This is a genomic window from Halomonas sp. M4R1S46, assembly GCF_025725685.1.
In the GTDB taxonomy this organism is placed as follows: domain Bacteria; phylum Pseudomonadota; class Gammaproteobacteria; order Pseudomonadales; family Halomonadaceae; genus Halomonas.
The window spans coordinates 3,631,193-3,652,772 of the sequence record NZ_CP107008.1 but is presented as its reverse complement, the minus strand read 5'-3'; the positions used below and the strand labels follow the sequence as shown (position 1 = coordinate 3,652,772).

The 21,580-nt window shown below is 72.2% G+C and carries 16 protein-coding genes; all 16 read left to right on the top strand.

The features are described 5' to 3' along the window. Positions 1–83: 83 nt before the first annotated feature. The 16 genes from OCT48_RS16835 (at position 84) to OCT48_RS16760 (ending at position 21,557) form a co-directional block, all read left to right on the top strand. Positions 84–1,307, top strand: coding sequence for an EAL domain-containing protein (locus tag OCT48_RS16835; RefSeq protein WP_263590287.1), 1,224 nt, complete (start codon positions 84–86; stop codon positions 1,305–1,307). 341 nt (positions 1,308–1,648) lie between these two features. Next, positions 1,649–2,158, top strand: coding sequence for a type VI secretion system contractile sheath small subunit (gene tssB / locus OCT48_RS16830; RefSeq protein WP_263590286.1), 510 nt, complete (start codon positions 1,649–1,651; stop codon positions 2,156–2,158). Between the two features lie 31 nt (positions 2,159–2,189). After that, positions 2,190–3,674 carry a type VI secretion system contractile sheath large subunit gene (gene tssC, locus OCT48_RS16825; protein WP_263590285.1) on the top strand — a complete coding sequence of 495 codons (1,485 nt, stop codon included), beginning with the start codon at positions 2,190–2,192 and terminating at the stop codon, positions 3,672–3,674. A 4-nt stretch (positions 3,675–3,678) separates the two neighbouring features. Further along, complete coding sequence (tssE, locus tag OCT48_RS16820; RefSeq protein WP_263590284.1) at positions 3,679–4,113, top strand: type VI secretion system baseplate subunit TssE; 435 nt, start codon at positions 3,679–3,681, stop codon at positions 4,111–4,113. A 7-nt stretch (positions 4,114–4,120) separates the two neighbouring features. Further along, positions 4,121–5,884 carry a type VI secretion system baseplate subunit TssF gene (gene tssF, locus OCT48_RS16815; protein ID WP_263590283.1) on the top strand — a complete coding sequence of 588 codons (1,764 nt, stop codon included), beginning with the start codon at positions 4,121–4,123 and terminating at the stop codon, positions 5,882–5,884. Beyond that, the gene (tssG, locus tag OCT48_RS16810; protein WP_263590282.1) at positions 5,848–6,867 is read left to right on the top strand and encodes a type VI secretion system baseplate subunit TssG; all 1,020 of its coding nucleotides are present in this window, start codon (positions 5,848–5,850) and stop codon (positions 6,865–6,867) included. The genes tssF and tssG overlap by 37 nt, the downstream gene beginning before the upstream one ends. A 7-nt stretch (positions 6,868–6,874) precedes the next feature. Continuing rightward, complete coding sequence (tagH, locus tag OCT48_RS16805; protein ID WP_263590281.1) at positions 6,875–8,197, top strand: type VI secretion system-associated FHA domain protein TagH; 1,323 nt, start codon at positions 6,875–6,877, stop codon at positions 8,195–8,197. Next, complete coding sequence (gene tssJ / locus OCT48_RS16800) at positions 8,194–8,751, top strand: type VI secretion system lipoprotein TssJ (RefSeq protein WP_263590280.1); 558 nt, start codon at positions 8,194–8,196, stop codon at positions 8,749–8,751. Before tagH ends, tssJ begins: the two co-directional genes overlap by 4 nt. After that, positions 8,751–10,085 carry a type VI secretion system baseplate subunit TssK gene (gene tssK, locus OCT48_RS16795; RefSeq protein ID WP_263590279.1) on the top strand — a complete coding sequence of 445 codons (1,335 nt, stop codon included), beginning with the start codon at positions 8,751–8,753 and terminating at the stop codon, positions 10,083–10,085. The genes tssJ and tssK overlap by 1 nt, the downstream gene beginning before the upstream one ends. 3 nt (positions 10,086–10,088) lie before the next feature. Beyond that, a complete protein-coding gene (icmH, locus tag OCT48_RS16790) occupies positions 10,089–10,901 on the top strand; it encodes a type IVB secretion system protein IcmH/DotU (protein WP_263590278.1) in 813 nt (270 codons plus the stop codon). A 29-nt stretch (positions 10,902–10,930) separates the two neighbouring features. After that, positions 10,931–13,543, top strand: a complete 2,613-nt coding sequence (tssH, locus tag OCT48_RS16785; protein WP_263590277.1) for a type VI secretion system ATPase TssH — start codon at positions 10,931–10,933, stop codon at positions 13,541–13,543. A 1-nt stretch (position 13,544) separates the two neighbouring features. Continuing rightward, positions 13,545–15,143 (top strand): sigma 54-interacting transcriptional regulator, encoded by a 1,599-nt coding sequence (locus OCT48_RS16780; protein WP_263590276.1) that lies wholly within the window; start codon positions 13,545–13,547, stop codon positions 15,141–15,143. Next, entirely contained in the window at positions 15,140–15,814 is a 675-nt protein-coding gene (vasI, locus tag OCT48_RS16775) for a type VI secretion system-associated protein VasI (protein ID WP_263590275.1), read from the top strand. The genes OCT48_RS16780 and vasI overlap by 4 nt, the downstream gene beginning before the upstream one ends. 11 nt (positions 15,815–15,825) lie before the next feature. Beyond that, the gene (gene tssA / locus OCT48_RS16770) at positions 15,826–17,256 is read left to right on the top strand and encodes a type VI secretion system protein TssA (RefSeq protein ID WP_263590274.1); all 1,431 of its coding nucleotides are present in this window, start codon (positions 15,826–15,828) and stop codon (positions 17,254–17,256) included. Positions 17,257–17,302: 46 nt separating this feature from the next. Further along, on the top strand, positions 17,303–20,956 hold the full coding sequence (gene tssM / locus OCT48_RS16765; protein WP_263590273.1) for a type VI secretion system membrane subunit TssM: 3,654 nt from the start codon (positions 17,303–17,305) through the stop codon (positions 20,954–20,956). After that, positions 20,940–21,557: a GNAT family N-acetyltransferase gene (locus tag OCT48_RS16760; RefSeq protein WP_263590272.1), complete on the top strand. Its 618-nt coding sequence runs from the start codon at positions 20,940–20,942 to the stop codon at positions 21,555–21,557. Before tssM ends, OCT48_RS16760 begins: the two co-directional genes overlap by 17 nt. Positions 21,558–21,580: the final 23 nt, after the last annotated feature.

Here is a 21,580-nt window from a genome sequence, read left to right as displayed (position 1 = left end):
GTTGAGGGCGATCACGTGGGCGCCTGGGTCGGGAGGCGGCGAGACTGATACGCTAGGCTTTTCATCTATCGGAAGCCGTGCTGATGAATGAGTCCTCCCCTCATGCCCTGGCGGTATTGCTCGAGGACGATCCGGATGCCGCCGCCGCCCTGGCGGTCCAGTTGCGGGTGCTGGGGGTGGAGACGCGCTACTGCCGGCATTCCCACCACCTGGTCGGCGAGGTGCTGGCCAAGGCGCCACAGCTCGTCGTCATGGGACTGGCGTTCGGCGAGCACGACGGCATTGCGATGCTGCGCCGGCTCGCCGAGTGCCGCTATAGGGGACGGGTCCTGCTGCTCAGCGGCGTCGAGCGCAAGGTGGCGCGCATCGCCGAGCGGCTGGGCGAGGCCCTGGGGCTCAACATGCTGCCCTCCCTGGACAAGCCCATGCGGCTCGGCGAGTTGCGCGAATGCCTGGAGGGCCTGGAGGGGGAGGCGAGCCCCGGGCCGCCCGAGATCCGGCCGCCGTTCTTCCACCAGGAGGAGCTGGAACTGGCCTTTGCCCGCCAGGAGCTGATCCTCCACTACCAGCCCCAGTTCGACCTGGCGACCCGACGGCTGTCCGGCGTCGAGGCCCTGGTGCGCTGGAACCATCCCGAGGCGGGCCTGCTGGTGCCCGGCGACTTCCTGCCGCTGCTGACCCCGGCCCAGAGCCGCTTGCTGACCCGTCGCGTGCTGCAGCTGGCCATGGCCGATGCCGCCCGCTGGCGCGAGGACGGTCTCAACCTGTCGCTGTCGATGAACGTCACCCCCGATGACCTGATGTGCCAGGAACTGGTCTCCCTGGTCCGCAAGGGCTGGCATTCGGCCGGCGGGGCGCCGCTGGTGCTGGAGATCACCGAGACCGCCTCCATGGAGGACGAACTGCTCAGCAGCGAGGTGGCGGCCCGCCTGCACCTCACCGGGCTGGAGGTCTCGGTGGACGACTTCGGCGTGGGGTTCTCGTCCCTGGCGCGCCTGCAGCTGCTGCCGATCAGCGAGCTCAAGGTCGACCGTAGCTTCGTCAGTCGCCTCCACGAGGACCTGCAGGATGCCGCCATCGTCGAGGCCGTGGCGCTGCTCGGGCGGCGACTGGGCATCCGGGTGGTCGCCGAGGGCGTCGAGGACCTGGCCAGCCTGGCGGCCCTGGAGCGCTACGGCTGCACCCACGTACAGGGGTTCGGCCTGGCCCGGCCGATGCCGAGCGAGGGCATCATGGCCCTGGCCCGCGGTGCATCGCCCCTGGAGCGGGCATCGGGGCGTAGTTCCGCTGACAGCGCATGTAAGTGATATGGGTTCTCTCATGTAGGAAATGTCTCACATCGAGGGTGGTTGACTGCGCCTGCGCAAGTCCTTTTTCCTGATGTTCGATGACGATGGTGTCCTTTCGGTGCATTTCCCTTCCTTGCTCTCGCCGGGCGGCCCGGCCTGGGGCCTCCTGCCCCCTTAGGGGTCGTCCCACGAGCCTCATTCGGCTTGGTACCCTCGCGCCCACATTCGGCGATGCCACGGACGGCCGTCCTGACCGGTCGTCCACATGCCGCATCGCCTGCGCCCGACAGGACACGGCTCCGAGAAAAGGGCCGGCCACAGGGGCGTCGCGCCGTCATACGCAGGGAGGAAGCTCGAAGATGGCCAAAGAAGGGTCCGTTGCGCCGAAGGAGCGCATCAACATCAAGTACGTGCCTGCCACCGGGGACCAGCAAGCCGAGACCGAGCTGCCGCAGAAGCTGCTGGTGGTCGGCGACTTCAAGGGCGGCGCCGAGGAAACGCCGATCGAGGAGCGCGACGCCGTCTCGGTGGACAAGAACAACTTCCAGTCGGTGATGCGTGAGGCCGGCCTGGGGCTGCAGGCCAGCGTGCCCAACCGCCTGGAGGAAGAGGACGGGCAGGAGCTCTCCGTGGACCTGAGCTTCCAGTCCCTGGCGGATTTCGCCCCCGACAGCGTGGCGCGCCAGGTGCCCGAGCTGCGTAAGCTCGTCGAGTTGCGCGAGGCGCTGGTGGCGCTCAAGGGACCGCTGGGCAATGTGCCGGCCTTTCGCGAGCGCCTGCAGGCCCTGATCGAGAACCCCGAGGCTCGGGATCAGTTGCTGAGCGAGCTCGAGCTGCTCGACGACGCCCCCTCCCCGGGCGACGCCTGATCCCTTCACGCATGGAAGCGAGGCACCCCTCATGAGCGAATCCACCACCCCTTCCCAGGCCCCCGCCGCCGAGGCCCGCGCCGAGGGATCCCTGCTCGACCAGGTGATGGCCCAGACGCGCATGGCCCCCGCCGACGAGGGCTACGACGTGGCCAAGCAGGGCGTCGCCGCCTTCATCGGCGAGCTGTTGAAGAGCGACGACGGCCAGGCGCAGGTCAACAAGTCGGTGGTCGACCGGATGATCGTCGAGCTGGATCGCAGGATCGGCCATCAGGTCGACGAGATCCTCCACGACCCGGGCTTCCAGCATCTCGAGTCGGCCTGGCGGGGCCTCAAGCTGCTGGTCGACCGCACCGACTTTCGCGAGAACATCAAGCTCAACGTGCTGCACGCCACCAAGGAGGAGCTGCTCGAGGACTTCGAGTTCGCCCCCGAGATCAGCCAGAGCGGCCTCTACCAGCACGTCTATGCGGCCGAGTACGGCCAGTTCGGCGGCGAGCCGGTGGCGGCGATGATCGGTCACTACGATTTCACGCCCTCGACCCCCGACATCAAGCTGCTGCAGTACACCGCCTCGGTGGGCGCCATGGCCCACGCGCCCTTCCTGTCCTCGGTGGCGCCGAGCTTCTTCGGCATCGACAGCTTCGAGGAGCTGCCCAACATCAAGGACTTCCAGGCGATCTTCGAGGGGCCCAAGTACGCCCGCTGGCGCAGCCTGCGCGAGTCCGAGGACGCCCGCTACCTGGGGCTCACCGCGCCGCGCTTCCTGCTGCGCATGCCCTACGACCCGGTCGAGAACCCGGTCAAGACCTTCCACTACGAGGAGTCGGTCAGCGAGAGCCACGACCACTACCTGTGGGGCAATACCGCCTACCTGCTCGCCGAGCGCCTCAACGACAGCTTCGCCAGGTATCGCTGGTGCCCGAACATCATCGGGCCGCAGAGCGGCGGGGCGGTGGAGAACCTGCCGGTGCACACCTACGAGGCGCTGGGGCAGCTGCAGAGCAAGATTCCCACCGAGGTGCTGGTCACCGACCGGCGGGAATTCGAGATGGCCGAGGAGGGCTTCATCTCGCTGACCATGCGCAAGGGCAGTGACAACGCCGCCTTCTTCTCCGCCAACTCGGTGCAGAAGCCCAGGACCTTCCCCAACACGCCCGAGGGGCGCGAGGCCGAGACCAACTTCAAGCTCGGCACCCAGCTGCCCTACATGTTCATCGTCAATCGCCTGGCCCACTACATCAAGGTGCTGCAGCGCGAGCAGATCGGCTCCTGGAAGGAGCGCCAGGACCTGGAGCGCGAGCTCAATACCTGGATCCGCCAGTACGTCGCCGACCAGGAAAACCCGCCGGCCGACGTGCGCAGCCGCCGTCCGCTGCGCGCCGCCTCGGTGCAGGTCGCGGACGTCGAGGGCGACCCGGGCTGGTATCGCGTCTCGCTGGCGGTCCGCCCGCACTTCAAGTACATGGGCGCCAACTTCGAGCTGTCGCTGGTGGGACGCCTCGACAAGGACTGACGCCATGACCGCCTTCAGGGAACGCGACGGGCGGCCCGGCGCGCGGCTCTTCGAGCGCCTGTCGGCACCGGAGCGCCCGGTGCCGACAGGCGAGCGGGCGCTGGAGGCCACCCTGGTCTCCATCAAGCGCCATCTGGTCGACCTGCTCAACAGCCACCCGGGGCACAGCGAGTGTGCCCCGGCGCTGGGCCTGCTGGACTTCAACGACGCCACGCTGGGCGTGCTGGACCTCGAGCTCAAGGTCGAGCGCGCGATCCGCGAGTGCATCGAGCGCTACGAGCCGCGGGTCCGGCGCGTCCGGGTCGAGACCCAGCCCAACGACGGTGACCCGCTGCAGTTGCGCTTCCAGGTCCAGGCCACCCTGGAATTGGGGCGCGACGCCACCGAGACCACCATCGACCTGTTGCTCAACGACAAGCGCTACCAGTGCGTGAACTGAGACCATCATGCTGAACCGCTACTACCGGGACGAGCTCGACTTCCTGAAGCGTCAGGGCCGCGAGTTTGCCGAGGGCAACCCCGGTCTCAGCCGCTTCCTCGCCGAGCAGAGCACCGACCCCGACGTCGAGCGCCTGCTCGAGGGGTTCGCCTTCCTGTCCGGGCGGCTGCGCGAGAAGGTCGATGACGAGTTCCCCGAACTCACCCACTCGCTGATCGGCATGCTGTGGCCCAACTACCTGCGGCCGGTGCCGAGCATGACGGTGGTGCAGTTCGCCCCCCACTGGCACGGCCTGAGCGGCGCCCAGTCGGTGCCCCGCGGCACCTCGCTGGCCAGTCGCGAGGTCGAGGGCACGGCCTGCGGCTTTCGCACCTGCCACGAACTGACGCTCTATCCCCTGGCCCACGACGGGGTCACCGCCCGCCACTCCCGGGAGGCCTCGGTGGTCGAGCTCGACCTGGCGGTGCACAGCGACCAGCCCCTCGATGCCCTGGGGGTGGGCGACCTGCGCCTGCACCTGGGCGGCAGCGGCTACACGGCCCGCACCCTCTACCTGTGGCTGAGCCACTACCTGGCCGGCCTCGAGCTGGAGGTCGACGGCCAGCGGCTGCCGCTGCCCTCCCGCCTGCTGGCGCCGGTCGGCTTCGCCGCCGAGGATGCCCTGCTGCCGTACCCGCGCAACGTCTACCAGGGCTACCGCATCCTGCAGGAGTACCTGTGCTTCCCCGAGGCCTTCCAGTTCTTCGACCTGCAGGGCCTGGGCGATTACCTGCCGCCGCGCCCGGCCGAGCGGCTGACCCTGCGCTTCACCTTTACCCGCACCCTGCCGGCGGATGCCCGGGTGGGGGACGAGAGCCTGGCGCTCTACTGCACCCCGGCGATCAACCTCTTCGCCCATGACGCCGACCCCGTGGACCTCAGCGGCGAGCGCAGCGAGTACCGCATCCGGCCCAGCAGCCGCTTTCCCGCCCACTACGAGGTGTTCAGCGTCGACGACGTCTCGGGCTGGCTGGAGAGCGAGGCCGGGCGCATTCGCGGCGAGCCGCGCCGCTACGTGCCCTTCGAGAGCTTCGAGCACCAGGTCGAGCGCGACCGGGGACGCCAGGCGCTCTACTACCGGGTGCGAGTCCGCGACAGCCTGCGCGGCGACGGCTTCGACCACGACATCGCCTTCGTGCGCGGCGACGAGCAGGCCTGCCTGGGGCTGCGCGAGACCGTCTCGCTGCGCCTGACCTGCTCCAACCGCGAGCTGCCGGAGCGGCTGACCATCGGCGACGTCTGCCGGCCCACCGAGGACAGCCCGGCCTTCGCCGGCTTTCGCAACATCACCCGGCCGACCCCGGCGATGCGCCCGACCCTCGACGGCAGCCTGCTGTGGACGCTGATCTCCAACCTGTCGCTCAACTACCTGTCGCTGCTCGACCGCGACGCGCTGCGCTCGGTGCTGCGCGTCTACGACTTCCGCGCCCTGGTCGACCGCCAGGCCGAGCGCATCGCCCAGCGGCGCCTGGCCGGCATCGTCGACATCCGGACCCAGCCGGTGGACCGGCTCCATCGGGGCCTGCCGGTGCGCGGCCTGCGCTCCGAGATGACCCTGGACCAGGAGGCCTTCGGCGACGAGGGCAGCCTCTTCCTGTTCGCCAGCGTGCTGTCCCGGTTCTTCTCGCTGTACGCCAGCATCAACTCCTTCCACGAGTTGCACGTCACCAACCTCCACAACCGCGAGCGCTACGCATGGACCTTGCAGTCGGGCCAGCAGCCCCTGATGTAGCGCTGGCGCCCCTGGTCGACGGGGCCCGACGCTACGACTTCTACCAGCTGGTCGAGCTGCTCCACCGGCACCACGGCGACGACCTCGAGGGGGACCGCGAGGCCGACCCGGCCACCGAGCGCGTGCGCTTCCAGGCGTCGGCCTCGCTGGGCTTCCCGGGCAGCGACGTGGTCGACCTCGCGCCCCGCGAGACCGGGCGCTACGCCCTGCGCGTCAGCTTCCTGGGACTGCAGGGCGCCCAGTCGCCCCTGCCGGGCTACTACCTGGAGGCGATGGCCCATGCCGACGCCCACCGCGAGGGGGCGGCCGGCGACTTCCTCGACCTGTTCAACCATCGGCTGCTGTCGCTGCTGCACCGTGGTTGGCGCAAGTACCGCCACCACGTGCGCTACCAGGAGGGGGCCGAGGATGGCTTCTCGGCGGCGATCTTCGCCCTGGTCGGGCTGGCCGACGAGCGGCTGCGCGGCGAGACGCCGATCAACTGGAGCAAGATGCTGGCCTATGCCGGCCTGCTGGCCGGTCGCTCGCGCTCGCCGGACGTGGTGGCGGGCATCGTCGGCCACTGCTTCGACCTCGACGGGGTCGAGGTCGAGCCCTGGGTGCTGCGCCGGGTCGAGATCCCGGTGGACCAGCTCAGCCGCACCGGCCTGGCCTGCGCCACCCTGGGCCAGGACATGGTCGCCGGCAGCCGGGTCGACGACATCAGCGGCAAGTTCGCGCTGTGCCTGCGCGGCCTGGACCTGGCGCGCTTCCGCGACTTCCTGCCCGACGGGCGCGATCACCAGGCCCTGCGCACCCTGATCGACTTCGTGCTCCGCGAGCCCCTGGCCTATGACCTGGAACTCGAGCTGCTGGAGAGCGAGGTCCGCCCCATGCGGCTGGGCGAGGGCGGCAGCTGCCAGCTGGGCTGGACGACCTTCGTCCAGCCCGAGGCCGACGCGGCGCCCCGGCGGCGCCGCATCCGCATACAGATGACACGGTGACACACCCATGAACACGACGCCCACGCAGCAGGCCATCACCCTGGTGGTCACCAACAGCGAACGGCTCGAGGGCCGCTCCACCAGCAGTCACGTGTTCCGCGCGCCGGGCGGCACCCTGGGCAGCGCCACGGCCGACGACTGGCTGCTGCAGGACCATGCCGGCCGGGTGCGGCCGGGTCATGCCGAGATCCAGCGCCTCGACGGGCGCTTCTGCCTGGTCGACCGCTGCGGCCAGACCTTCGTCAACGGCGCGACCCTGCCCATCGGCCGCGAGCGACGGGTGGCACTGCGCGACGGCGACGAGCTGCAGGTCGGCGAATACCGGCTGCGCGTGCACCTCGGCGACCGCCAGGCCCACAGCGCCGGCGTGCAGCCCCTGGCGACCCTGGTGGACGAGGAGCACGAGCGACTCGACGCCCCCGAGGCGCCGCCGGCCACGGCCCTCGCCCCGTCGCCCCAGCAGGATCCCCTGGCGGCGCTGGGCGAGGCCTCGCCGGCCCACCGTCACCAGGACCCCATGGCCGCCCTGGCCGACGAGGAGAGCGCCGGCGAGGACGACCCCCACGGCCTGCTCGATGCCCTGGACGGCCGGGGCGAGCCGTCGCCCGCCCCGGCGGCACCGCTGAATCGACGATACGAGGACCCGCACATGGACGAACGGTTGTTGAACGATCTGGAACGCTCGGTCGGCGAGCAGCTCGAGGAACGCTGGCAGGAGCCGGCCGCGGGCGGGGAGGGCGGCCATATCGGCGCCTCGCCGCTGCTCACCACCCTGGGCGGCGAGCTGCGTTTTCGCGACAGCGCCGAGCAGCACGCCTTCCTCGAGGAGGCCGGCCGCACCCTCCGGGCCACCCTGGAAGGGCTGCTGGCGCTGCACCAGGCCCATGACGGCAGCCGCTATCCGCTGCGCGACCGCCGCCTGCAGCCCATCGAGGACAATCCGCTGCGCCTCGGCCAGCCCTACGCCCAGACCCTGACCACGCTGTTCGCGGCCCAGCGCAGCCCGGTGCACCTCTCCGCGCCGGCGGCGGTGGCGGAGTGCCTGGAGCACCAGCAGCAGCACCAGGCCGCCGTCGAGGAGGCCATCGGCGATGCCCTGGGCGCGATCCTCGAGGCCTTCTCGCCGGACGCGCTGCTCAAGCGCTTCCATGCCTACCGCGGCGCCGGCCGCCAGGGCGAGGAAGAGGGCGGCTGGGCCTGGGAGATGTACCGCCACTACTACCAGGAGCTCAACTCCGGCCGCCAGCAGGGCTTCGAGAAGCTGTTCTGGGAGGTCTTCGAGCAGGCCTACGACCAGTCGCTGCGCCGCCAGCAGCGGGAGGGCGCATGACACCTCGTCCCGCCCGGGCCGTGCCCCTGTCCTGTCGCCTGGTCCTCGGGCTGAGCCTGCTGCTGGCGCTGGGCGGCTGCGCCTCGACCTTCGAGGCCGCCGGCAAGACCTACCAGGTGGTGCGCGATCCCGCCATTCCGGTGGGCTATCCGGAGGATCGGCCGTCGCGGGTCGATCTCAGCATGCTCGCCGCCGGCGACGTCAATCCCAACGGCGAGGGGAAGGGCGCGCCGCTGCGCTTCCAGATCCTGCAGCTCAAGGACGACTCCATGCTGATGGCGGCCGACCATCGCCAGCTGCGCGACGACCTGGAGGAGGCCCTCGGCACCAACTACCTGGCCCATGACGACTTCACCCTGCTGCCCGGCCAGTTCAAGTTCTACGAGCCCTTCGAGGTCGAGGAGGACACCCGCTACATCGGCATCATCGCCTTCTATGCCGAGCCGGATCAGGCGCAGTGGAAGAAGGTCGTGCGCATCGACGACCGGGGCCGGGACTATCACCTGCTGGTGCACCTGCACGAGCGCGAGGCCGCGCTGAGGAAGGAGACCTGATGGCCAGTCGCAACCGAGTGGTATGGAGCGAGGGGCTGTTCATCAAGCCCCAGCACTTCCAGCAGCAGCAACGCAGCCTGGAGGGCCTGATCGACAGCCGCCTGCGCGGCGTCGGCGGCCATCTGCACGGCTTCCTGTCCCTGGAGCTCAATGCCGAGTACCTGAGCTTCGGGCGCATCGCCCTGAGCCGCGCCAGCGGCGTGATGCCCGACGGCACCGCCTTCCAGCTGCCCGACGACGACCTGGAGCCCCAGCCGCTGGAGATCAAGGATGCCTCGATCACCAACCAGGTGGTCTACCTCGGCGTGCCGCTGGCCACCGACGGCGTCGCCGAGGTCGGCTGGGAGGCCGCGACGCTGCCGTCGCGCTACCGGGCCGCGTCCCGCGGGGTGCGCGACCTGCACTCCCGGGACGGCGACCTGGCCGACCTCGAGCTGGCGCGGGTCGCCCCGCGGCTGCTGCTCGAGAACGAGGACCGTAGTGCCTATGCCTGCCTGGCCGTGGCGCGCATCCTCGAGCGGCGCCCGGACGGCAGCCTGGTGCTCGACGAGGGCTTCCTGCCGACCCTGCTCAATGTCCAGGCCGCCCCGGTGCTGCAGCGCTTCGTCGGCGAGATGGCCGGGCTGATGCGCGAGCGGGCCCGCAACCTGGCCCAGCGGCTGGCCACCCCCAGCCAGACCGGGGTGGCCGACGTCGCCGACTTCATGCTGCTGCAGTCGCTCAACCGGGCCCAGCCGCGCTTCCAGCACCTGGCCCGGCTCGGCCATCTGCACCCCGAGCGGCTCTACGCCGACATGCTCGAGACCTGCAGCGAGCTGACCACCTTCACCGGCGAGTCGCGGCTGCCGCCGGAGTACCCGGCCTATGACCACGACCATCCCGAGGCCGCCTTCCGGCCGCTGATGCAGAGCCTGCGCCAGTCGCTGTCCACGGTGCTCGAGCCCCGGGCGCTGGCCATCCAGCTGCAGTCCCGGCGCTTCGGCCTGAAGGTGGCGACACTGGCCGACCTCAGCCTGCTCGACGACGCCGACTTCATCCTCGCGGTGCGCGCCGACCTGCCGCCGGAGCGGCTGCGCAAGCTGTTCGTGCAGCAGACCAAGGTGGCCAGCGTCGAGCGCATCCGCGACCTCATCAGCCTGCAGCTGCCGGGCATCCCCCTCGAGCCGCTGCCGGTGGCGCCGCGCCAGCTGCCCTTCCATGCCGGCTACACCTACTTCCGCCTCGACCGGCACAGCGAGGCCTGGAGCATGCTGCGCGGGGCCAGCGGCTTCGCCTTCCATGTCGCCGGCGACTTCCCGGGGCTGGAAATGCAGTTCTGGGCGATCAGGAGCTAAGCCATGAACGAACTCGCCACCCGCGACGACGCCCGGCGCCACGAGGACAGCATCGATGTCCAGGGCCTGGAGCGACTGATCCACAGCCATGCCGGCCACCTGGATGCCGACGAGGACTACTGGTTCCGGCTGCGCGGCCACAGCCTCAACCCGCTGGTGGATGCCGCCAGCTCGCTGCTGGGCATGGTGGTCCGGGTCCGCCAGCTCGACCGGCTCGACGACATCGAGCGCCTCTACCGCCAGGTGGTCGACGAGATCGCCGCCATCGAGGTCGAGCTGACCGAGCAGGGCTACGACCGGCCGACCCTGCTGGCCTATCGCTACGTGCTGTGCTCCTTCATCGACGAGGCGGTGATGAGCACCGACTGGGGGCAGCAGAGCGAGTGGGCGGGCCATTCGCTGCTGGCGCGCTTCCACAACGAGACCTGGGGCGGCGAGAAGGTCTTCTCGATCCTCGCCCGGCTGCGCCAGGAGCCCCGCCGCTATCGCGACATGCTGGCCTTCATCTACCTCTGCCTGTGCCTGGGCTTCGAGGGCCGCTACCGGGTCATGCCGCACGGGCGCGAGGAGTACGAGCAGATCCTGCGCGAGCTCGGTGACCAGCTGGCCGCCCTCGACGAGCCCGACGAGGAGACCCTGACCCGCCCCCTGGACAACGTGGTCACCGCTCCGCGCGGCCAGGGCGACGGCCTGCCGCTGTGGGGCATCGTCGCGCTCTTCGCCCTGGCCCTGTCGGCGGTCTACGCCGGCCTGGCGTGGTCGCTGGACGCCCAGGCCGACCAGGTCGGCCGGCTGCTGGAACGGATCATCAACTAGCCATCGACGGCAACACCGAGGGAGAGACCATGCTCAGGGTAGAGCTACCGGCACTGATCGACCGACTCAACGCCATCGCCCGCCAGGGACTGGAGGCGGCTGCGGGGCTGTGCGCCGAGCAGCAGGCCCCCGAGATCGGCGCCTCCCACCTGCTGCTGGCGTTCGTCGACCAGCCGCTGTGCGATGTGCGGGTGCTGCTCGACGGCGAGGGCATCGCGCTCGCCGAGCTGCGCCGGGCGCTGGCCGAGGATGCCCGGCCGCCCCGCGACCTGGCGGTCACCACGCCGAGCTTCTCGCCGCTGCTGGTCGAGCTGCTGCAGGACGCCTGGCTGCTGGCGAGCACCGAGCTCGATCACCGCGCGCTGCGCAGCGGGGTGATCTTCACCGCCCTGCTGCATCATGCCGGGCGCTACCTGGGGCCGCGCGGCGAGCGGCTGCTGGCCGGCATCAACCGCGAGCGTCTGCGCCGCGACTTCGCCCGGCTGACCCGGGACTCCGCCGAGGCCGCGGTGCCCGGCGCCGAGACCGGGGGCGAGGCCGCGGGGCGCGGCGCAGGCACGGACGACGGCGCCCTGGCGCGCTTCGCCACCTCGCTCACCGAGCAGGCCCGCCGCGGCGAGCTCGACCCGGTGCTGTGCCGGGATGCGGAGATCGACCAGATGCTCGACATCCTCGGTCGCCGACGCAAGAACAATCCCATCGTGGTGGGGGAGGCCGGGGTCGGCAAGAGCGCCGTGGTCGAGGGGCTGGCCTCGCGGATCGTCGAGGGCCGGGTGCCCGCGGCGCTGGCCGGCGTGGAACTGGTGTCCCTGGATCTCGGCGCCCTGCAGGCCGGCGCCTCGGTCAAGGGCGAGTTCGAGAAGCGCCTCAAGGCGGTGATCGAGGAGGTCAAGCAGGCCACCACCCCGACGCTGCTGTTCATCGACGAGGCCCATACCCTGATCGGCGCCGGCAACCCGGAGGGCGGCGCCGACGCCGCCAACCTGCTCAAGCCGGCCCTGGCCCGGGGGGAACTGCGCACCATCGCCGCCACCACCTGGCGCGAGTACAAGAAGCACGTCGAGAAGGACCCGGCGCTGTCGCGGCGCTTCCAGCCCATCGCCCTGGGCGAGCCCAGCGTCGAGGAGGCGCTGGTCATCCTGCGCGGCCTGCGCGACGTCTACGAGGCGACCCACGGCGTGCTGATCGGCGACAGCGGCCTGCGCGCCGCCGCGGAGCTCTCGGCCCGCTACCTGGCCGGCCGCCAGCTGCCCGACAAGGCCATCGACGTGCTCGACACCGCCTGCACCCGGCTCGCCCAGGCCCTGGACACCCCGCCGCGGCGGCTCAGCCACCTCAACAGCGAGCACCTGGCCGCCTGGCGCGAGCGCGACCAGCTCGACCGCGAGGCGCTGCTGGGGCGTTCCCCCGAGGCCGGTCGCCTGGATGCCCTGGACGCGCGCCTGGCGCGGCTGGGCGAGGAGCTGGAGACCCTGGAGACGGCCTGGGGAGAGCAGCGCGACTGCGTCGAGGCCATCCTCGGGCTGCACCGCGCGCTGCTCGATGGCGAGGACGAGGATCTCGAGCGCCGCGACCGGCAGGCGGCGGCCCTGGCCGATCACGAGGCCCGCCTGGCCGAGCTGCAGCAGGAGTTCGCCCTGGTCAACGCCACTGTCGAGGAGGCCCAGGTCGCCCAGGTCATCGGCGACTGGACCGGCGTGCCGGTGGAGCGCATGACCCGCGACGAGCTGGTGCGACTCACCGAGCTGCCGGAGGCGCTGGGCCGGCTGATCAAGGGCCAGGACCTGGCCGTCGAGCGCCTCCACCGCCACCTGCTCACCGCCCGCGCCGACCTGCGCCGCCCCGGACGCCCGCTGGGGGCCTTCCTGCTGGTCGGGCCCAGTGGGGTGGGCAAGACCGAGACCGTGGTGCAGATCGCCGAGAGCCTCTACGGCGGCCGCCAGTTCCTGACCACCATCAACATGTCCGAGTACCAGGAGAAGCACACCGTCTCCCGGCTGATCGGCTCGCCGCCCGGCTACGTGGGCTTCGGCGAGGGCGGCCTGCTGACCGAGGCGATCCGCCAGCGTCCCTACTCGGTGGTGCTGCTCGACGAGGTCGAGAAGGCCCACCCGGACGTGCTCAACCTCTTCTACCAGGCCTTCGACAAGGGCGAGCTGGCCGACGGGGAAGGGCGCGCCATCGACTGCCGCAACGTGCTGTTCTTCATGACCTCGAACCTGGGCCATGACGCCATCGTGCGCCACGCCGACGACCGCGCGGCCATGGACGAGGCCCTCTACCCGGTGCTGGCCGACTTCTTCCGGCCGGCGCTGCTGGCGCGCATGGAGGTGGTGCCCTACCTGCCGCTGTCCCGGGAGATCCTCCACGATATCGTCGGCGCCAAGCTCGCGACCCTGGCCGGGCGCATCCGCGACCGTCACCGCGAGGCCGAGGTGGTGCTCGACCCGGCCCTGGCCGAGGCCATCTGCGCCCGGGCCACGCGCAGCGAGAACGGCGCACGGATGCTCGAGTCGGTGATCGACGGCGAGCTGCTGCCGCCGGTCTCGCGGGCCCTGCTCGAGCGCCTGGCGCGCCGCGAGCCGGTGACCCGGGTGACCCTGGGCGTCGCCGAGGATGGCTTCTCCGCGGAGGTGGCATGACGTGAGCAGGAACGGCGTGCTGCACGGGGAAGGAGCGACCGCGACGGGCCCGGCGCTGGCCGGCATGCGCGAGGCGCTGCGGCTGGTCGAGAGCCGCACGCCGGCCGAGCTGCGCCGGCGCGGCGTCGCGCTGCTGGGCGATGCCCAGGGCCTGCCCTGGGTGCGCTGTCTCGCCCTGGACGCCAGCGGGCGCTGGCTGGGCGGCGACGACGACGACCGACCGTGGCTGGCCTGCGACGACTTCCGCCATCCCTATGCCCACGCCATCCGCCGCGGCGAGCGCCTGGCCCTGGGGCTCGGCGAGGCGCGCTCGCGGCTGGATCACGAGGCCTTCCAGGCGGCGGTCGCCGGGCTGCCCGCGGCCTGGCGCCTGGTCGTGCAGCCGCTGCGCGCCCGCGACGGCCAGCGCGAGTGGCTCGGGGTGCTGGGCCTGGCCGGCCCGGCCGCCGACCTCGAGCCGCTGCTGGCCAGCGCCGACTTCCAGGCCTTCGAGGCGCTGTGGTGCCACCTCTGGGCCTGGCAGGTCCGCCAGCACGACGAGCGCCAGCACCAGGCGTTGCTGCGTGACTCCCTGGCCAAGCTCAACGACGGGGCCCGGCGGCGCGGCCTGAGCGAGCGGCTGGGGCGCGATATCCGCGGCGCCTCGCCGGCCATCCGCGCATTGCGCGACCAGCTGGTGCGCGCCGCCGAGACCCACCTGGCCGTGCTGCTGCAGGGCGAGACCGGCACCGGCAAGGACCTGGTGGCCCGCGGCATCCACCAGGTCTCGTCGCGGGCCGAGGGGCCCTTCATGGCGATCAACTGCGCGGCGATTCCCGAGAGCCTGCTGGAGTCCGAGCTCTTCGGCCATGCCCGGGGCGCCTTCTCCGGCGCCGACCGGGCGCGGGAGGGGCTGCTCGGCCAGGCCGACGGCGGCACCCTGTTCCTCGACGAGATCGGCGACATGCCGCTGGCCCTGCAGGCCAAGCTGCTGCGGGTGCTGGAGAGCGGCCGCTACCGGCCGCTGGGGGCCAGCGAGGAGCGCCGCGTCGACCTGCGCCTGGTGGCGGCCACCCACCAGCCCTTGCATCGCCGCATCCGCGAGGGGGCCTTCCGTGCCGACCTCTACTACCGGCTCGGCCAGTTTCCGCTGGCGCTGCCCGCCCTGCGCGAGCGCCGCGAGGACATCCCCGAGCTGGCGCTGGCCTTCATCGCCGACTTCTGCCGGCGCGAGGGGCGCGAGGACATCGGCCTGGGCCGCGCCGCCCTGCGGGCCCTCGGCGAGCGGGACTACCCCGGCAATGTGCGCGAGCTCAAGAACCTCATCGACTACGCCTGTGCCATGACCCGCGACGGCGAGGACATCGTCCCCGAGGCGCTGCCGCCGGCCGGCCTGCCCCGGGAACCGGCGGAGGCGACGGGCGCCGAGGCCCCGCCGCCGCGGGCGGCCTCCGAGGAGGTCGCCGACCTGCGCCGAGCGCTGCGCGACTACGAGGCGACGCTGATCCGCCAGCGCCTGGCCCGCTTCGACGGCAACCGTTCCCTGGCGGCCGAGAGCCTCGGCCTGCCCAAGCGGACCCTGGCCCACAAGTGCCGACAGCTGCAACTGGATACCCCATGACCGCGACCCTGACGACACGCCATGCCCCCGCGACGGGCGCCACGGGCCGCTGGCGGCTGGCCGGCCTGGCCCTCGCCCTGCTGGCCGGCGCCCCGAGCGTCCAGGCCGAGGACTCGCGTCTCGCCGAGGCCCGGGCCTGTGCCACGCAGAGCTCCCGGCTGGCGCGGCTGCAATGCTACGACGCCCTGTTCCGGGAGACCGCCGAGGTCGCCGATGTCGCCCCGCGTTCGTCCCTGTGGCAGGCCGTGGCCGCCCAGGAGGCCGAGCGGGCCGCCGACGATGTCGGCCTGATGGTGCGCGAGACCCCGGATACCGTGCTGATGAGCGCCCCGGCGCTCGGCACGGTGCCCCCGCGGCCGCTGCTGGTGATCAGCTGCGACGCCGCCATCACCCGTTTCCAGCTGCACCTGAGCGAGCCGCTGGAGGCCCCGCGGGCCCCGCTGCGGCTGCAGGGGACAGGCGTCGCGCTGGACCAGACCTGGCGGGTGCTGGACGGTGGCCATGTGCTCAGCGGCGGCCGCGGGCTGCCGGCCATCGCCACCCTGAAGCGCCTGCTGGGCACGGCGCGACTGACCCTGGCCAGCGAGCGGCCCGCCATCGATGGCCTGCGCTTCGACGTGAGCGGCCTGCGCTCGGCGATCGCCCCGCTGCGCGCCATGTGCCGCTGGTAACGAGGATCCCCATGCGAATCACCCAGGACGCCCAGCTCGAGCCCCTGCTGGCCCCCCTGGCCGACGAGGTCGGCCAGCCGGTGACGGACACCGAGGCCTTCGCCTGGCTCGACGAGGAGATGATGAAGGTCGGCTCGCTGCAGCACGGCGAGGTCGACTGGGCGGGAGCCGAGGCCCGGGCCGCCGGCCTGCTCGCCGACACCGGCAAGGACCTGCGGGTGCTCGGCCACCTGCTGCACTGCCTGCAGCAGGGCGGCGACGCGGTGCGCTTCGCCCTGTCGCTCGCGCTGCTCGACGGCGCCCTCGCGCACTGGTGGACGACGGCCTACCCCTATGCCGGGGTGCGCGGCAGGCGGGCCCGGCCGAAGCTCTTCCAGCAGTTCACCCAGCGCGCGGTGACACTGGCCGGGACGCTCGACTTCCAGGGCGCCGCCGAGGAGCACCAGGCCTGCCGGGACGCGCTGGCGCGGCTGCGTGACCGGGCCGCCGAGCAGGCGCTGCCGGCCCCGGCGCTGGAGGAACTCTCGCGGCTGCTGGACAAGGCCACGCCGGCGGCGGCGAATCCCGCCCCGCCAACGTCCGCCCCGGCATCGTCCGTGGGCGGCGAGGGCCCGCGGGACACCCCCGCCGAGACGGCCGCGACGGCGCCGCGGGCGCCGGAGGCCCGCCTCGAGGCCGGCAACGAGCGGGGCAACCGCCAGGCGCTGCTCAAGATGGCGGACTTCCTCAACGACCAGTCGCCGGGCGAGGCGCTGGGCTACCGACTGCGGCGCCACGCCATCTGGCACACCATCCAGGGGCTGCCGATGACCCGCGACGGCCAGCGTACCGAACTGGCGCCGGTGTCCGCCGACCGCGCCGCGGAGTACCGCGAGGCCGCGGGCGGGCGGCCGACCCTCGCGGACTGGCAGCGCATCGAGAACAGCCTGGCGCTCGCCCCCTACTGGCTCGAGGGCCATCGGTTGAGCGCCGAGATGGCCGACAGGCTGGAGCATCCGCGCTGCGCCGAGGCGATCCGCGACGAGGCCGAGCGCTTCGTGGCCCGGCTGCCGGGACTGGAGGCGCTGACCTTCAGCGATGGCAGTGCCTTCCTCGACCCGGCCACCCGGGAATGGCTCGAGGCGCGCCCCGGTGCCCCGGCGCCATCGGCCGGGGGCGGCGGCGACCCCTGGCAGGCGGGCCTGGAGACCGCCCGGGAGCGGCTGGCGGAGGAGGGGCTGGCCGCCGCGCTGGCGGTTCTCGACGCGGGCCTGGCGGCGGCACGCTCGCCGCGGGAGAGCGTCTACTGGCGCCTGGCCAGCGCCGACCTGCTGCAGGAGGCCGGCCTCGCCGCCCTGGCCCGGCAGCACTATCAGGCACTGCACGACGCCGTGACACCGCTCGAACTCGATCGCTGGGAGCCGGCCCTGCCGGCCCGGCTGGCATCGGCGCTCGAGGCGTGAGGCACGGCGACGCAACGGATTCGACAGGGACGAGGGAGCAAGGCTCATGTGGAGACGAGTGAAGGTCGGCCTGGCTCGCTGGATGCCCGGGATGTCCCGGGCGGAGAGCCAGCTCAACCAGGCACGGGGACACGCCAACCGGGCGAGGGGGCTGAAGCGCCTGGGCATATGGCTGTGGGCTGCCCTGGTGGTGGCCCTGCTGGTGGCGATCTGGTGGCTGGGGCCGCAATGGCAGGCCTTCGGCGGTCGGCCGCTGGGGCCCTGGGTCAATCGCCTGCTGGCCAGCCTGGCGCTGGCCGGCGTGGTCGCGGTGGTGTGGGGCATTCGCCTGGCCCGGCGCCTGCGCACCCTCGACGAGGAGCGTCGCCACGACGAGCAGCGCCAGCTCGACCCGGTGCTCGGCCAGCTCGAGCGCCAGGAGGAGAGCCTGGATGCCACCCTCGAGGAGCTCACCGAGAGCCTCGGCGGCGGCGCCGCTGCCCGCTACAAGCTGCCCTGGTATCTGGTGATGGGCGTGGAGAACGCCGGCAAGACCAGCCTGATCAACCGCTCGGGGCAGAACTTTGCCCTGACCCACGTGATGAAGGCCTCCGGCCAGGGCAAGCGCGGCCGGCTGGGCTTCGACTGGTGGATCGGCGACAAGGCGGTGCTGATCGACCCCGACGGCGAGCTGCTGACCCAGGGCGCGCTGCAGGGCGGCGAGCCGGCGGAGCTCGAGAGCCGGCTGTGGAACCACTTCGTCGACTGGCTGGAGCGCCATCGGGCCCGCCGTCCGCTGGACGGCGTGGTGCTGGTGCTCGACCTGGCGCGGCTCAGCGACGCCCAGGTGGCGGTGCGCAAGGCCTACGCCTCGCTGCTGCGAGCGCGGCTGCGCGAGCTGATGGAGCGGCACGGCAGCCGGCTGCCGGTCTACGTGACCTTCAGCAAGATGGACCTGCTGCACGGCTTCGACGACTTCTTCCGCCACTATTCCCGCGCCGCCCGCCGGGCGCCGCTGGGCTTCACCTTCTCGCCGGCCTCCCTCGACAAGCCCGGCCGCTGGGAGCTCGAGTTCGCCGAGGCCTACGACGGCATGCTCGAGCGGCTCAACCAGAGCCTGCCCGGCCTGCTCGCCGAGTGCCGCGATCGCGAGGAACGCGAGGCGGTGTTCCGCTTCGTGCGCCAGCTCGCCGGCCTGCGCGACGTGCTGCTGGGTTTCCTGGGGGAGGCGCTGTCCAGCGACCGCTTCTCCACCGCGGCCCTGGTGCGCGGTGCCTACTTCACCTCGGTCTACCAGCAGGGCGTGCCGGAGGACCCCTTCGTCGACGCCGCCGCGCGGCGCTACGGCATGACCGACGGCGTGCAGCCGGCGCACCGGGCGGCGCGCTCGGCCCTCTACTTCACCGAGGAGCTGTTCGAGCGCATCATCTATCCCGAGTCGGGGTTGGCCGGCGACAACGCCCGGGCGGCGCGCCGCCGTCGGCGCGTGCGGCGCGTCGCCGGCCTGGCCTGCCTGTTCGTCGGCGCGGCCATGGTCGGCGGCTGGTACCACTTCTACCAGAAGAATGCCCAGGCCCTGGCCGCGGTGGAGGATAAGGCCGAGGCCTTCCTGGCCGTGCGGCCGGGCCAGTGGCACAGCGACGATCCCACCGGCTACGGGCTGCTCGAGCCCCTGGACCGCCTGCTGGACGCCACCCGGGAATTCGGCGACTACCGCTCGCGGCCCTGGCTGCTGGCCGACATGGGCTTCTACCAGGGCCACGAGCTGGGCGTCGAGGTCGACAACGCCTACCTGCAGCTGCTCGAGCAGCAGTTCCTGCCGGTGCTGATGATCGGCATCATGGATGACATGAACCGCGCGCCGGACGGCAGCAACGACAAGCTGGCGCTGCTGCGCATCCTGCGCATGATGGCCGATGCCAGTGGCCGCCAGCCCGAGCGGGTGCATGCCTTCATGGAGGATCGCTGGCAGGAGGCCTTCCCCGGGCAGGGGGATATCCAGCGCCGGCTGCTCGGCCACCTCGACTATGCCCTGGCCTATACCGACCTCGCCGGCCATGCCGCGGCCGGCGACCTCGCGGCCCGCGAGGCCATGGCACCGCTGCGTGGCAGCATCGCGGCGGCCCAGCAGGAGCTCGCTCGTCAGCCCATGGCCGAGCGGGTCTATGCCACCCTCAAGGCCGGCAGCGTCCGGCGCAGCGGGGCCCGGCTGGACCTGCGCTCGAGCGTCGGCTCGGCCTTCAGCCTGGTGTTCATGGCCCGCGACGACGATCCCGACCGGGTGCGCATCCCCGGCCTGCTCACCCGGGACGGCTTCGAGGGCTACTTCCTCGACCAGCTGGAGCAGGCCACCGAACTGGCGCTGATCGATACCTGGGTGCTCGGCCAGCGCGACGACATCGACTTCAGCGAGGCCGACCGGCGCCGCCTGCAGGAGGCGCTCCGCGAGCGCTATGTCAGCGACTATCACGTCACCTGGCGCGAGGCGCTGGCCGATATCCGCCTGGTGCCGCTGCCCGATATCCACCAGGCGGTGCTGGTCGCCGACGGCCTGCTCGGGGCGAGCCGGCCCCTGGACCGGCTGCTCGGCGAGGTCGCCGAGCAGACCGAGCTCTACCCGGAACTGCCGGGGGACGACGCGGCGGCCCAGGAGGCCCTGCAGCGCTCGCCACGCTATCGCCTGGCCAGCGAGATCGCCCGCCACTTCGCCCCGCTCCACGAGCTCACCGAGACTCGCGGCGACAACCCCTCGAACCTCGACGAGATCAAGGCGGCGGTCGCCGACCTGCGGGACTACCTGCGCCGGGTCGATGAGGCCGGGGACCGCGGGCAGAGCGCCTTCATGCTGGCCCGTGACCGCCTCTCGCTGCAGGGCGGCGACCCCATCGCGCGCCTGCAGCGCATCGCCGAGGACACCCCGGCCCCGGTGGGGGGCATGCTCGAGAGCCTGGCCGACCAGAGCTGGCAGCTGCTGATGGCCAGTGCGGTGCGCCACCTGGAGCGCCAGTGGATGGACGAGGTCGTGGCGCCCTTCCAGCAGCGCCTGGCCGGTCGCTACCCGCTGGCCCCCCAGGCCTCCCGGGAGGTGGCGCTGGCCGACTTCGAGGCCTTCTTCGCCCCGGACGGCACGCTCGATGCCTTCTACCAGCGCAACCTCAAGCCCTTCATCGAGGGCGCGCCGGAGGCCCTGCGCACCCGCGGGGGCGACGCGCTGCTGCGGCGCGGGGTGATGGAGGCCATGCAGCGCGCCGAGCGCATCCGCGAGGCCTACCTCAACCGCGACGGCGTGCTCGACGTGGCCTTCAGCCTGGAGCCGCTGAGCCTGAGCGCCGACAAGCGGCGCGGGGTGATCAGCGTCGACGGCCAGCTGATCGACTATGCCCACGGCGTCAGCCGCCGGGTGCCGATGATCTGGCCCAACGGCCTGCGCGACAGCAACGAGAGCCGGGTGACCCTGGTGCCGAGCGAGGTCAACCGCTCGCCGCGCAGCCTAAGCCGCGACGGCCCCTGGGCCTGGTTCCGCCTGCTCGACGAGGCCCAACTGACCGGCGCGGGAGAGCGAGAGCTGGAGCTCCGCTTCCAGATCGACGGCGGCAGCATGCGCTATCGCCTCACCGCCGAGGGGCCGCGCAACCCCTTCACCCGGTCCCTGGTGGCGGGCTTTAGCCTGCCCACCGCCCTGTATGCCGAAGGAGAGCATGACGATGCTGGCGACGCTTAAACGCTGGCTGGGCGCGGGCCCGACCACGGCGCCTGCCGAGGCGCCGGCGGCCGGGACGCACCAGGCCGATTCGGCCCCCGGCCTGGTGCCGGCCGGCGAGGCCGACATTCCCCTGCTACTCGAGGCGGCCCGGCGCGCCGAGGGGGAGGGGCTCTCGCCCTGGGTACTGCGCGACGAGGCCCGCCTGGAGACCCTGCGTCGCTCGCTGGAGTTCGTGGTCCATCGGGGCCTCTGGCTGCAGCGCGAGGCGGGCCAGGTGGCCCATTGGCAGGGGCGCCTGTTGGCCCTGCGCCATGGCGACGGGCCGGTGCTGGGCATGCTGCTGGTCTGCCGCCGCGACGACGAGGCCGCCTGGCAGCTGCGCTTCTTCTTCATCGCCCCGGACTGGCAGGGCCGCGGCCACGGCGCCCGCCTGCTGCTGGCCGCGCGCCGCGAGCTGCGGGGCACGCCGCTGCAGACCCGGTTGCCGCTGGCCGGGGCCGCCCCGACCAGCCTCGAGGCGGCGGGCTTCCGGCGCATGCACGTGGACGCCGGTGGGGTGGCCAGTTTCGAGGCCCCGGCACAGTGGAACGACCAACGCGAACGCACGCGCGGCGCCTGAGCGGCGACGCGCATCGGCAGGAG